Raw genomic sequence first — 15,653 nt, forward strand, 5'->3', positions numbered from 1 at the left:
ATGGTCGATGTTCCTGGCGCCCTGATGTGGCTGCTCGAAGCCGTGGCAGGCTCCGAGTATCCCGAGGGCGACGAGGACGGGATGTGGGGCCTCGCCGACGACTGGCGCACGGCCGCCGCGGATCTGCGCAAGGTTCTCGCCGACATCGATGACGCCATCGCGGCCACCCGCGCCGCGTACCCGCAGGGCGAAGCGCTCGAGAACATGATCAAGGATCTCGAGACCTATCGCAGCGGCGATCAGTCGCTGGAGTTGCTGGCCAAGGATTTGGAGGCCATCGCGGAGAGCGCCGACAGTGTCGGCACCGAGCTCGAATACGCGAAGCTGATGGTGATTTCGTCGCTGGCGCTGCTGGCCGCCGAGATCGCGATCTTCTGGCTGTTCCCGCCGACCGCGCCCGCGGAGACGGCGATCGCCATGGGATTCACCAGGGTCGGGATCCGGATGCTCGCGCAGCGTCTGATGAACAAGATCGTCGAGATTGTCGGCAAGGTCATCACGAAGAAGCTCGCCAACTTCCTGATCCGCCACGTAGCCATCGACACGGTCATCGGCACCGGCCAGGACCTGGGCATCCAGGCGTACCAGGTGGACGCGGGCCACCGGAAGGCGATCGACTGGAACCAGGTCCGAATGACCGCCGTCAGCTCGGCCGCGGGTGCCGCGGTGGCGAGCCCGGTCGGCGACATGCTCGGGCGCAGGTTGAACCGGCCGGGACCGGACGGCACGCCGCGGCTCAGCCCCGCGGTGAGCGGTGCGATCACCGGCACCGTCGCGGGTACCGTCGGCGCGGTCGCGGGTTTCGGCGGCAGCCTCGGGTATCAGCTGGTCACCGCCGCGCACCAGGACGACGGGTCGTGGAACTGGGGCAAGGCGTGGGAGGAAACCAAGAAGAACGCCAAGGACCAGTTCGATTGGCGGATGCTCACGGCCGGCGCCAGCAACGGCGCGATGTCCGGTGCGAGCCGGGCGCGGGCGGACCAGATGTGGCACAGCCGGCATCCCGAGTGGTACGCGGATCCCGCGAGGACTTCGGAGCCCGCCGCACCGCGGATCGGCTATCGGCCCGATGGAGCGGCGGATAGCGGCGCACCGTCGAATACGACTGGCACGCAGGATCCTTCGACTTCGAACGGCGCGAACGGACGCGGTGAGGGTTCGGGTATCAGGCCGCCCGCCGGGCACTCGGACGGTTCGGCGCCCGGGGGATCGCGTGCCGGTGTGCCCGGTGCGACTCCGCCGACTTCGGAAGGCACGACACCGCAGCAGGATTCGGGCACATCGCCGGATCCGGTGAACACGGGTGAGCCGACCGGAGACCGGGGGGCGGGGGCAGCGCCGGTCGACCCGGCCGGGACGGTTCCGCAGGGGCCGGAGGCGGGCGTTCACACCGATACCGCGCCGGAGGCGGTCAACGACACGCGGCCCGCCACGGGTGACGACCAGATGGTCACCACACCGCCGGTGGCGGAACAGACCGCGCCGCAGATCGATTCGACCGCCGGGCAACCGGAGACCGTGAGCGATGGCCCCGCCGCGGCTCCGGTGGCCGACACGGGCGGCGCTCCGAATCCGGCGGGCGATGCCGCCGGACCCGCCGCGGATTCTCCGGCAATGCATCCGGCGGCCGACGCCTCCGAGCGCGCGGAGGCCGCCCAGCCCGCGGCGGAAACACCGCGTGCGCCAGAACAGGCGGCGCCACAGTCCGATTCGACGCAACAGGCGCAACCTCCGGGTGATCGCGCAGGTCGGGAAGAGGCGGACGGCGCGACGCCGTCGAAGACGGAAACGTCGGTGTCGCAGTCGGATTCGCAGCCGGTGCAACGCGGCGAGCACAGCACTCGGGAGATGTCGCACGAGGCTGGTTCGCCGACGAGCGAAGCGGCGGCTCGTCCCGGTGCGAAGCTCGAAGGCCTCGCCGGGGACGCGCAGACGCCACACCGAGCCGACGAGATCCGCGCGACGGACCACACGCCTGCCGCGACGCCCCCGCTCGCCCAGCCCGGACCGGCGCATTCGGCGGCCGATGCGCGCGCGGGCGGCGAGACCCGGCCCGGCGAGACCCGGCCCGGCGAGACCCGGCCCGGCGCGACACCGCCGCGCGCCACGTTCTCGTCGCTCGCGGACGCGCCGCGCGCCGACGCCCGCCCGCTCATCGGCGGCGAATCTCGCGCTGACGGTCGCCCGCTCATCGGCGGCGAATCTCGCGCCGACGCCCGCCCGCTCATCGGCGGCGAATCTCGCGCTGACGGTCGCCCGCTCACCGGCGGCGAATCTCGCGCCGACGGCCGCCCGCTCACCGGCGGCGAAACCCGCGCCATCGATCCGCGCACAGGGATCAACGATCACCGCACGGCGCCGACCGACGGGCGGGTACAGGGCGTACGGGACGGCCGGACCGACACGGCATCGGTCGAGGACGGGAGCAGGCCACACAGCCGCGCGGGTGCGGCCGATCCCAGCCGCCATGCCGCCGGGCAAGGCCCGCAGGCGCGGATCGCCGCGGAGGAAGCCGCCCCGCGTACGAAACTCGCTGGCATTACGGCGGATTCGGCTCCGCGCGCCAACGAGGACCCGCTCGCTCCCGACGCCGCGGACCTGGCGCCGGTAGCGCTGCCGCCCGTCGTCGGCGCACCGGACGCGACACCCGTGCGCCCCGCCGACCGCACCACCTCGACCGACCGACCGGACACCGGCCAAGACGCGTCGAGGCCAACGGCCGAACGCTCGGACGCCGCGCGTACTCCCGCGGAACGACCGGATACCCGGGCCACCTCGCGCACCTCCGGCGAAACGCCACCCGCGACCACGGACGCCGCGCCGCACACCTCGGGCCGCAACCGCGGTCGCTGCGCCGAGTTGTCGCTGCGCCTGATCAAGGCCATGACCGGAAGCACGACCATCCGGCCGCCGGCGGGCGCGGTCGGCTTGGACGGCATGTCGGCGGCCGAGGTGCAGACGGCGGCGGGCGGGCAGCTGCGCGCGGTCGCCGATCACGACGCGATCGCCCGAGAGCTGCTGGCCATGCCGGAGGGCTCGTCGGCGCTGGTGGTCGACACCTACTCCCGTCCGGTGGACGACCACGGCGTCGGCGCCCACGCCTACGTGCTCGTCCACGAGAACGGCGGCATCGTGGTGCGCGATCCCGGCGGGAACGAGGTGCGGGGCTTCCCGCCGCGACTGCCTTCGGATGTGCGGGCCACGCACGCGATCCTGTTCGATCACCGCGGCAACGCGGTGCATCCGGCCGACGCCGACACTCCCGTGCGCTTCGGCGACGTGCAGATCGGCCGGTCGCTCGGCGAGCTGCCGGACCAGGTCAAGGCACTGCTCGAGCAGACCGTGGTGGGCAGGGAGATCCTCGCCGTGCTGGAGCGCGGTGAGGTGGACGCCAACTTCCTCGCCGAAATCGCCTCCGGGATGGAGGGCCAGTTCCGGCATTCCGACCTGGTGGCCGACGTCCGCACGGGTTCGCGCGATCACCTGGCGCAGGCGCTGACGCTCGCCCACGAAGGCGTGCACGCCGAGTGGGCGCTCGCCGGAGAGACCGCCAACACTGGGCACGGCATCCGCACCATGGACCGCGACGACTACATCCACGCGATGGTGCGCGAGGAGGCGTCGGCGTTCGGGCGCGAGTTCGAGCTCGCCAGGGAACTCCAGGATCTCGGCTATCCCGTTCCCGACACCGACGCGTTGCGCGGCCCGTATCTCACCGCCTTCGATGCCGCGATGGACGCGACGCTTCGGTCGAGCCCAGATCTCGACGAGGCGCAGGTCCGCGCGAGGGCGCGGGAGGCGGGCATCGACGCGATCCAGGACGTGCTCGCCGCCCGGCCGTGGAGCGACGGCAGCAGCTACCTCGAGTTCTACGGCGCGGGTTGGGATGCCGCGCACGGCCGGTCGGCCGAGTATCACCGCTGGGTGACGCCCGAAGCGGAATCCGACGTGCGCGAACAGGCGCGGCAGCGCGTGGTGGCGCAGCGGCGCCGCTTCGATCTGTCGGTGCGGCTGTTCGAGATGGTCGACGAGGTGGGCGCCAACATCATCGACGTGGTCGACCCGGACCTGCGCGGACCGGTGTTGCGGACCATGCTCGACGCGAACGATCGGGCGCTGGCCGACCTCGCCCGCGAACTGGGGATAGATCCCGCCGATGTCACCCGCGATGTGCTGCCCGCGCCCGAAGCGCAGCGCAGGGCCGAACTCTTGCACCGCGAGTTGCGGATCCGGCTGCTCGCGGACCTCGGCGACCACTACCACCTCCAGGGTGAGCTGGCCGCCCGCGCCGACTCGGCCGCGAACGCGGCGGCGGCGCGCGACGTCCTCGCGGGCGAGCTCGCCGGGGTGGACGGGGTGGAGTCGATCACGCCGCACGTCGCGCTGATCGCGGGCGATCCGCCGCGGCTGGTGGTCGCCGCTCCGGAGCGCGAGCACGCGGACGCGCTCGGCGAAGCCCGTGCTCGCGACCCGAGAATCGAAGCGGCGCTGCGTCATCCGGATCTGGACCTGCGGTTGATCGAGGTCGGCGTCCCGGAGACGGACGCCGCCGTCACCGTGAAACCGATCGCGCGCGACGAGCGCGGCGTCGATGTCGTCGACGAGGCGTTGCAGGCGGAGCCCGACGAGGCAACGCCGCCCGCGCGGGTCCCGGGCGAGTCGGCGCCGCTGGCGTCGGCGCGGCGGCTCGAGCAGGTGCGCGAGTTGCTCGACCAGACCGACATCGGCGTGTGGGCCGACGAAGTGTTGCGCGACAACGATGTTCGGGTGGTGCACGAGCCGGGTGCCGAGCCGCGCTACCACCCGGAGCGCCGCACGTTGGTGCTCGATTACGGCGTGTCGGATGTGCAGCAGGCCATCGCGATAGTGCATACCGCGGCGCACCTGCGTGATGCGGGCGCCGGTCTCTCGCCGCATCCGCTGCGCAGCACGCAGGCCGAGTACGTCGACGCGATGGTCCGGCAGGAGAGCAGGGCGCACGCGGCCGAGACGGATTTCGTCAAGCAATTGCGCTCTCGGGGCCACGACATTCCGGTGACCGAGCTCGAGCGCGCCGGCGACCGTGGGCGGGCCGCCGCACAGGAGCGGCCCGGTGCGCGCGGGCTCGTCGATCCCATGGCGGACAGCGCGATCGATGCGGGTGCGGGCGGAATTCGCGCGCACCTGGATTCGCCGCGCGGCAAGAACTCGCTGGGCGATTACGCCGACTTCTACGGCAGGGCTTGGGATCACGCGAACGGCAGACCGGTCGACGATGCCGCGCAGCCGGGTGAGCCCGGGCCGGTGCCGGTGTACCAAGACGCCGACACCGCCGGGTTCGTGGAACTGGGCGAGGTGCCGCCGCACACCGACGATAAGAACCGCGGGCGGTGTGCCGAGCTGGCGCTGCGGCTCATCAAGAGCCTCACCGGTAGTTCGGTGATCCGGCCACCCGCCGATCCGGTCGGGCTCGACGGTATGTCGCGCACCGAGGTGCAGGAGGCGGCGGGTGGTCAGCTGCGCGGCTACGCCGATCACGAGGCGATCGCGCGGCAGCTGCTGACCATGCCCGAGGGTTCGTCGGCACTGGTCGTCGACGAGTACACGGGGCCGGCCGACGAATACAACGTCGGCGCGCACGCGTACGTGCTGGTGCACGAGAACGGCGGGATCGTGGTTCGCGATCCAGGCACCGGCGAAGAGAAGGGCTTCCCCCCGAACCTGTCGCGGGACGTGCGGAGCACGCACGCGATCCTGTTCGACGCGGCGGGCGACCCCATCCACTCGCTCCGCGGCGATTCCGGGTTGCAGCCGATCGCCGACTCCGACGTGCGCATCGGCCGGTCGCTGGACGCGCACCCGGATCAGGTACGGGAACTGTTGCGGCAGACCGAGACCGGCCGCCGCATCCTGGCGGGATTCGACAGCGGACCGGTGCGCGAACGCTACGAAACCGCGGCGGACGACGGTCGCTCGGGTCAGTTCGCCAGCGAGGATCTCACCGCGACCGTCTACACCGAAGGCTCCGACCAGGTCCGGCAGGCGTTGACCCTCGCCCACGAGTCGGTGCACGCCGAGCGGTTCGCCGACGGCCGCTCCGGCCAATTGGGCATGGCGCGCGACGAGTTCGTCCGAACCATGGTCCGCGAGGAAGCCGACGCCATGGCTCGGCGGATCGAATTGGCCCGCGAACTCAGGGAACTCGGGTACGACGTCCCGGCGCATCCGCTGGACGACACGTACACCGCCGCCTACGACCGCGCCATGGCCGACCTGTCGAACGGCGACGCGGCGGCGGCACGCGATCGGGCGGCGGAGGCGCTGCGGCACGAGGTCGCCACCAGGGTCTGGGCCAACGGCAAGAACTACGCCGACCACTACGGCGCGGTCTGGGATCGCGGCCGCCCCCGCCTGGACGCTTTCCTCGCCGACGCGGAGACGCCCGCGCCGCGCACGCCCCGGGTGGCGGAGGCATTGCGCACCGGCGCGCTCGACCGCACCGCCGCGGCTGTCCGACTGCGCGACATCTCCACCGAAGTGAGCAGGCGCGCAAGAGAACTCGGGATCGATCCGACCGCGGATCTGCCCGCGTTGGACGCCGAGGCCGGACGCAGGCTCGACCGGATCGCGGCGGAGCTGGCCGACCCGTCGACCGGGCCAGAGCGGCAGGCCGATCTGCGTCGCGTCCAGCACGATCTGCGTGTCCTGGTGGATCTGGCGGAGCTGCGCCAGGACACCCAGGCGGCGTTCGACGGCCGCGCCGACGCGCTGGCGGCCGAGGCCGCGCGCGAGGTGCTGGCCGGGCGGGCGCCGGACGCGCGGGTCCTCGGCGATCACTACGTCCACATCGCCGGGACGCCCGACCGGATCGTCATGGGTCCGTCGGCCGTGGTGCGCGTGCCCGGCACCCCGGATCGGATCGTCGTCGCGGCGGAATCCGGACAGCTGCGCCGGATCGCTGACGCGGCACAGGCGGATCCACGCGTGCGCGAACTCCGGGAACGCGGCCGCGTCGAATTCGAGCACCTCGCCATCGATGTCGACGAGCACGGCAACGTGGAGGTGCGGTCGGCCGAGACGCTTCCCGCCCGCGGCGCGGAGCCCGCCGACCACGTCGCCCCGCAGGACCGGGCCGATGCCGCGACACTGGAGCGTTTGACCCGGATCAGGGAGCAGCTTTCGCGGACGCCCGTCGGTCGCTGGGCGGTCGACGTGCTCGAGCGCCGCCAGGTCACGATCCAGCACGAGTCCGGGGTCGCGGATCAGTACTACCCCGCTCGCAACACGCTGGTCCTCGACGTGGGCGCCTCCGACACCGCGCACATGCTCGCGCTGGTGCACGGCGCGATGCACGCCGAGTTCGCCGACGGGCGCGGCGGCGCGGAACAGGCCCGGCTGCGGATGCAGTCCGATCGGCAGGACTACGTCGACCGGATGCTGGACGAGGAGACCCGGGCGCACGCCTGGGAGATCATCGCGGCGATCCAGCTGCGCGAGGCGGGATTCGACGTGCCGGTCTCGCCGCTGGAACGGACCTATGTCGACGCCTTCCGCGAGGCCCGCGAGCGCGCCGCGCAGGAGCTCGGCGGACCGCGCCAGGAGCTGGATCGGATCGCGAACGACGCCGGTCTCGCCGCCCTGCGCCCCGAGGTCGCGACGCACCGGCCCGCGGGATCCGATCGCACGAATGCCGAGTTCTACCGCGACGCCTGGGACGCCGCGCGCGGAAACCGTTCCGAGGAAACGACTTCGGCCCAAGAGCCCGCGCAGGTCACCGACAACGGCAGGCCCGAGCTGCGCCCCGCCGACAGCGCTGACGAGCCTCCCGCGCTCACCGACCGGCATCTGTGGGTGACCCGCGTGCCGGACCAGCACGCGGCCGAGGTCGGGCAGGTGCTCGAGCTCAGCGACGTCGGCCGCGCGGCGGCGCGAGTGCTGAGCGATGCGGGCGTCACGGTCCGGTTCGATACCGACCGGCCGCAGACCGCGGACGCCTTCGACGTCCGGACCATGGACCTCACCATCGGTGCGCAGGACCGCAGTCAGTCCGCGCAGGCGGCGGCGTTGGTTCGGGCGGCGACCCTGGCCGAAGCCGTGCTGGGCGGCGAGCTCGAGGTCACGCCATCCCGGATTCGCGCGCAGGCCCGCGCCGACTACGTCGCGGCGCGGCTGCGTGCGGAGGCGGCGGCGTTGGGCAGGCAAGCCGAGTTCTATCGCGAACTCGGCCCGGTCGGTGACGATTCCGTGTCGCATCCGCTGGACGACCCGGTGGAGGTGGCTTATCGCCGGGCCCTGAACACGACCTACCTCGACGCCCACGATGCGGCGATAGCGCGAGCGCGGCAACGAGATTCGAGCCTCGACGACGAACAACTGCGCGCGATCGGCCGCGCGGCGGGTATCGAGGCGCTGCTGGCGGGCGATATGTTCGACTCGCCGGGCTTCCCGCACGTGGGCAGCAGCCATCGCGATGTCGCGGGTGCGGAGTGGCATGCCCATCAGCGCGTCGTGCCCCCGGACGGCATGGCGGAATACCGGCCGACGACGCCCGAGGCGGCGCGCCGGGTGGAAGGTCTGGTGCGTCGACTGTCGGCGACCCAACGCGAACTGACGCGGCTGGCGGAGGACGCGGATCGGACACTGCGCCGGACTCAGAGCGGCTGGCGCATCCCCGACAGCGAACTCGGCGCAGACCTGCAATCCGCTCTCGATGCCGTGCGCAACCGTGGCATCGTAGCCACCGACGTCGACCTACAAGCCGAGCTGACCGATCGGTACCACCGGTTGACGGCCGAGCATCGCGCGCTCACCGACGCGCTCACCGACGCCGTGCGTGCAGACCTGGACGCGACCGCATCCGGTAAGGACGAACGCGAGGTGGCGCCGAGGGCGGGTGTGCACGTCGACGCGGATGGCGTCGTGTTCGTGCGACCCGATGGCGCCGAAGCCGCCGCGCCCGCGCCTCGCCCGGAATCGCCCGCGGCCGATGCCCAGCGGGAGACCCCCTCTCCGCGTGCGGATCTCGTCGACCGCGCCGAACTGCTCTTCGAGCGCGCACGCACGATCCTCACCGACGAGTCCAGCGACATCGGGCGCTGGGCGCTCGACACGCTGAATCGACATGGTGTGCGGATCCGATACACCGCCGAGTCCTCACCGTCGGTGCACCGCGACGGCTATTACGACTCGGTAGAAAGGAGTCCGCTGCTCGGCTACGACCCGACGACGAACTCGGTCGTGCTCCACAACTTCGACTATGCGCGGTACCAGGCGCTGGAGCTGGTGCGGGCCGCGGTGCTGGCCGACATCCGCGCGGCCGCCCAGGGCGAACCGCCGTCGCGGCTGGCGCTCTCGCGTACCGAATTCGTCGACCTGATGCTGAATCACGAGGCCGAGGCGGTCGCGCTGGCCTTCGCCCTCAACACCAGGACGCGGGCGACGGACTCCATGATCGGGTCCATGTCGAGCCCGTTGGCCCGTGCCTACTCCGAGGCGTTCCATCAGGCCAGGAACGTCGTGGAGCGGGCTTGCGGCAAGAACGACGAGGTGAGTCGCGCGATGCGCGAGGCAGCGGCGTACCGCGCCGCGGTCCGCGCCGTGCGCGACCGGCTCGACGCTCTCGGCCCCCTCGTCGACGGACAGAGCCCGGCGCAGCGCCTCGGCGCGCAGTGGGACCGCGCGCACGGCATCCGGCCCGGCGACAGTGCCGATGCGGCGCCCGCGGCGCGGGAAGAGACACCGGCACTGCGGGATCGGCGCAGCCGCGACTACGCCAGGGAGATCGAGGCCTTCCGCGAATTGCGCGCCGCGGGCCGCTACCTCCCGCAGGGCCCCGCCGAACGCGCGTACACCCAGGCCTACGACAAGGCGCACGAACGGGCGACCCGAGCGCAGGCTCGTAAGCCGGACGCACCCGATCCGCGCCAGGTCGCCGAGCAGGCAGGCCGTGATGCCATTCGCCGCTACCTGGACAAGGTCGGACTGGACGAGGCCGAGATCGTCTTCGACGCCGTGCGCGCCGCCGACGTCGACGAGGTCGGCGGGACCAGGTGGGGATACCCCCGCCCGGGCAATCCGTCCGAAATGGTCGAGTCCGGGCCGGTATCGGAGGGCGACGGGACCCCGCCGCGCTCGCCGGATGCCGATGCCGCCGATCTTCTCCAGCGCGCGATCGACGCGGAACTACGCGGTCGGCCGGACGGTGAGCAGCTGAGCCCGCACGTGCTGCGATTCCAGCCCGAATCCAGCAGACCGGAGTTGCTCGTGCTCGCTCCCGAGGGCGAACACATGGATGCGCTCCAGGCACTGGCCGCCGATCGGCCGGAGTTCGGCAACGTGCTGTGGGACAGCAGCCACAACCTCCGCTACCTGCGTGTATCGCGAGGACCCGATGGCGAGCCGGTGACGCGCTTCGAGAACTGGGACGTCGCCGAGGGGCCCTACCGCCGACCTACCTTCACCAGCGCGCTCGGGACGATGCTCTCGGAATATCTGCGCTACCGCGCCGCGAACGAAACGAATCAAGGGTTCGACACATGGCTGTTGGGCCTCGGTACCGACGCGTTCTTCACCAAGGCGGAGCCGCGACTCGCGCTGCGCAGGGCGAACCAGATCGTCGAGGTTCCCTATCGAGTCGCCGACCAGTTCGTCGCCGCGGGATTCCGTGTCGCACAGCAGAATCCGGACGTCCGGCCGCCACATGCCGCAGAGGTCGCCCACCGGCTGCACACCAGGCGGATTCCACAGCCACCGCAGTCCGAACCGCAGGCGCCGCTGCCCAGCCCGCAATTCCGGTGGGAGTCGGTCGAAGTCGGCCCCGCCGAGCTGGCCGTGGTCCTGGAACGCGACGGCGCGGGCGGTTGGCGGGTGCCCCCGCCGACCCAGCGCGGCGGCACCTCGGACGTCCTCGCCAGGCAGTTCCACGGCATGTCGGACACGGACCCGCAGCGCCTGCTCGACCGGATGCGCGCGATCCTGTCCGACGGCTCCGCCGACCTCCGCGATCACAGCGCGCCGCGCGGGCTGCTCGACCGCATCAAGGCCAAGCTGCCGTTCGCCCGGACTTCGGAAGGCCCCGTCGACTCGGCGATCCAGCGGGCGGAGGGCGATCGGGGTATCGAGGGCGGGTCCCGGCCCGGGAGGTTCGAGGCTCCCGAGTTCCCCGCCGCGGACCCGAATGCCGTTGGCGGGGCGCAGAAGCCGCCGTCCGAACCGCCGACGCCCACGCCGTCGCCCGACGAATCCGGGGACGGTTCGCGTCCCGGCGAATCCGCGAACAGGCGTGCGACGCCGCCCGAGGGCCAGACTCGCGACCATGTCGTCGAGGTGGACGGCGAGGAGCTGCCGCTGCGTCTGGTGGCCGACGGGGAGGATCGTTGGCTTCCGGTTCCACGCGCGGAGAACGAGCTCGCGCCGAACGAACCGGACTCGGACGAGTCGTCGAACTCGCCCGCGGTCGCCGACCGGAGGCGGCTGCGCGAACTCGGTGACGCGCTGCGCGCCGGGTACCAGGGGCACAACCCGAAGTACCCGTCCGGGTCGAGTCAAGACGGGGCGGGCCAATCGGTGCTGGGCAACGAGGCCGGTCTCCCGCTGACCAAAGACAGCGGTCAGGGGGAAGTGCTCCAGATCAAGTTCAACCCCGCTCGCATCCTCAAAGAGGGCGCGACGATGTGGAAGAGCCGCGAACTCGTTCCCATCCTGAACCGCCTGACCAGCCGGATCCCGGACCAGTCCGGCGATTACCCGCCGGTCGTTCGGCGCGACGGCGAGGAGTACCGCTACTGGCTCGACGAGGCGGACCCGGAGCTGGTGCGCCGGGAACTCGGGGTGGAACTCGACGACCTGCGCAGGCAAGCCGACGAGGAGCAGCAGCGCAACGCGAAACCGGACGAGTCGGCGGAAGCCGAGCAGCCCCCGGTGGTCGGGGCGCCGCAGGGTGAGCCGCGTCCGCGGAGCACAGGCGTTTTCGCCGAGCTGTTCGGCGATTTGGCCGATTCCGCGAGCCGCCGCGCGGAGCTCGGCGACGCGCTGATCGCCACCGCCCGCGACCTCGGCGTCGATCCGCGCCGGCTCGGACTCCGGCCGGGCGAGCCGGTCACGGCGGATACCGTTCGCCGAGCGCTCGAGATCCTGCAATACCAGCAGGCCCGCCGCATCGGCGCGCTCGCCGGTCTGGCCGAGGCCGCCGTGCGCTACGACGCCGAGAACCGGCGCATCCCCTACAGCGATCAGGTCAGCTTCTTCGACTCCGACCCGATGACCCGGTTCCTGCGGGAAGTGTTGCGCGCCAACGATCGTCGCACCACCATGCTCGACTGGGAAGGCGTCAACAACGGCGGCGAACCCGGCCGCGACTGGGGCGATCTCAACTACACCGACCAGCCGGGTCTGGACGAGGGCAACCCGACCTACTTCGAGAATGCCCTGCGTCGTGACCAGATCAAGGACGAGCGCGCGGTCTGGGCGCAGCTGCTCGGCGTCGACCTGGCCGAACTCAGCGCGCATCCGCGCGGCGCGCTCGCCGCCGTCGTCGACCACATCCACACGCGCGCGGCCGATCTCGCGGACTTCGCCCAGCGGACCCGGGAATTCCTGCGGATCGATGGCCAGGTGGACGAGCTCACCGGAATCCTGGCCGATCTCGCGCTGCGCGCCTCGATCGTGTCCGACGGCGGATTCCTGCTTCCCGAAGTGGACGGGCTCGGAATCCTGCCAGGCGAGGCGGGCAAGCCGCCGCGGTTGCTGGTGGTCGACGGTCACCTGGATCACGAGGCGGTGCTGGCGAAGGCGCTGCGCGAACACCCCGATCTCGGCGAGGCGGTGAACGCGAGGCTGGTCGAGGTGGTCTTCCGGATCGCCGACGTCGACCCGGACGGGACCATCCGACTGATGGACAGCGAGCCCGTGCGGGTGCGCCACGTCCGTCAGGAGGTCGAGGGGCGCGTGCTGGATGTGACGCTGATGCGCGACGGTGAGCAGCCGTGGCGTCCCGTCACCGATGCGCCCCCGGCGGGCGACGAGGTCGCGCCGCGCAGGTCGAGCACGCCGGAGCGCTTGTCCCGCAGCGAGGTCGAGGCCGCGCGACAGGAGCTGGCGCATCGCTTGGGCATTCCCGAGTCCGATCTCGGCGAGCCCGAGCGCATGGCGGAACGGCTCGAGCAGCTGCGCGCCGAGAACCGGATCCGGGCGGGCCAGATCGAGGCCATCATCGACTACGCCCGAACCGCGTGGGACATCGACGATTTCCACTCGATCGAGGACGCGCGCGGACAGCTGGCGCACCGGCTCGGGCTGGACCCGGCGCAGCTGACTCCCGAGGCGGTCGCGCGGGCGCTGGTGGAGGGCGATCTCGGCAAGGCTCGCCGTCACCAGGCGGTCGAAGACCTGGTCGACTACGCGAAGCTGATGCGCGCCATCGACTCCGGCATCGTCGACGGCGCGCGGGATCGGTTGGCGGAGCGGCTCGGTGTAGGCCGCAGGAGACGGTTCCCCAAGGATCTGTATCCGCGCAACTACAAGAACGACGAGATGAAGTACCGACCGGACACGTCCGGCACGGATCCGAAGCGGTTGCACAAGGCGATCTCCAAGCTGGCCCGCGAGCCGAGCGAGCGGGAGAACCTGATCGATGCGCTCGCCGAGTACTACCGGACGATCAACGGCCTCGATCAGTTCGATCGGGTGCGGTTGGGCGATCAGGCCGCCGATCCGCGGGTCGCGGACGTCGAATTCCCGGTGCACGACAAGGCGATCGAGCATCTGCTGGACGTCGTCGGCGATCTCGACGCGCTGACCGAGGCACTCGACGGCGCCCGCATCCTCGACGGCTTCGGCATGCTCGGCGCGAACAACTCGCGACCGGACCCGGATCCGATGGCCGGGCCGGACTTCACCAGGACCGTCGGTGTCGAGCTGCCCGCGCCCGTCCGCCCCACCGACACCGACGCGGAGAAGGCCGCGAAGGCCAAGAGGTGGGCGAAGGTCTACGAGGTCTACCGCGACGGCAAGATCGACCAGAAGGAACGGCTCAAACCGCAGCAGCTGGCCCAGGTTCAGGCCGAACTGCGCCAGGAAGTCCGCGACCGCGCCGCCGACATCGACGAGATGGTCGAGCTCAACCGGCGAGCCGCGGAACTGGACCGCGCGGCGCAGCGGCCCGCGGAGATCGCCCGGCTGCTCGCCGAACGGGATGCCGCGGTGCGGGAGCTGGATGCGGCGCGGGCCGAGCTGGATGCCGCGACCGCACGGTACCGGGTTGCCGAATCCCGCGCTCGCGCCGATGAATTGGACGATCTGGCCGCCGCGGCTCGCCGGAACCGCGATGCCGAGATCGAGTTGGCGCGGTTGGATGCCGAGTTGGCGGCGACCCGGCCCGAGAACCCGCCTGACACAACGCCGTTGGGTGCTGTCCGGCCCGGACCCGACGAGCCGAGCTCCGGCGGAGAGGGGAGGCCCGAGCCTGTCGCGGATGGTGGTGGCGGTGGGAAGAAGCCGCCGCAGAATCCGCCTCCGGCGCCCGCGCCGGATCCGGGTGAGCCGACGCCCGGGCCTGAAGCGGATGAGCCGACGCCCAAACCTCAAGCGGGTGAGCCGACGCCCGGGCCTGAAGCGGGTGAACCGACGCCCGGGCCTGAAGCGGATGAGCCGACGCCCGGGCCCAAAGCGGGTGAGCCGACGCCGACGCCAAGACCGGGCGAGACGACAGGGGCTCGCCCCGGCGAGCGGACGCTTGCGCCCGAATCTGGTGAACAGACGACCGCGCCTCAGGCGGGCGAGCCGAGGCTTCGGCTCGAGGGGAGCGAGCCGACGCCCAAACCTGAAGCGGGCGAGCTTGCACCCGCGCCCGAACTCGGCGAGTCGACGACCGGGCACCGGTCGGGGGAGCGGACGCCTGCCTCCGAGCCAGGTGAGCGGACGACCGGGCCTGCCGTGGGCGAGCGGACGTCCGCGCCCGACACGGCCGAGCCCACGCCGGGGCCTGGCGCGGATGGGAAGAGGCTTGCGCCCGAATCGCATGCGCCCAGGTCCGTTGCCGAACAGGCGACGTCGCGGCCCGAGGTGGCGTCGGCGCGGCGGGTGACGGAGATACTCGCCTCGGAGAACGTCGCGGCGGTGCGGGCATTGGACGCGGCTCGCACGGCGCGGGCGGCGGCGATGGAAGGACTGCCGGTCCGCGAGGCCGAGCTCACCGAGGACGCGCTGCCCGGCGCCATTCGGCGGCTGACGGCCGAGCTGCCCGGCCAGACGGCGCGCGTCGAAGCGCTGCGCGACGCAGCCGTTCGCTTCAACAAGGCCGAGGACGAACTCGCGGTGCTCGATGAGGCCGTGGCTCGGGCGATGCAGCGCGAGGCGCTGGCCGAGGAGGGTGCGGGTCGCGTCGACGACAGCGTCGGCGTCGTCCCCGGCGACCCGCCGCGCCTCGTCGTGATCGGCTGGAACTCGCCCGGAGACGTCCGCGCCGAACTCGCCGCCGACCACCCGTTCCTTCGCCCACTGCTCGATCGCTCCGACGTGGTGGTCCGCCACATCGAGATCGCCTACACGGACGACGGTCGAATCACGCACCGGCGCACGGACTTCGGCCCGGACGGGCCGCTACACGGTGCGCAACCGCCGTCGACCCCGCCCGGCTCGGACTCGGGTGCGCAGCGGCTCGGCGAGGGGGAGCACTC

Annotated in this window: 1 protein-coding gene (cut by a window edge); it reads left to right on the top strand. The window is 71.9% G+C overall.

Annotation, left to right across the window (positions count from 1 at the left end; translation table 11 throughout):
* Positions 1–15,653, top strand: the 5' portion of a protein-coding gene (locus T333_RS07110) for a WXG100-like domain-containing protein (protein WP_496423961.1). It continues 12,448 nt past the right edge of the window; 15,653 of the gene's 28,101 nt are visible here — the first part of the coding sequence; its start codon is at positions 1–3; its stop codon lies off the right edge, out of view.

This window comes from Nocardia sp. CNS-044 (assembly GCF_059570515.1).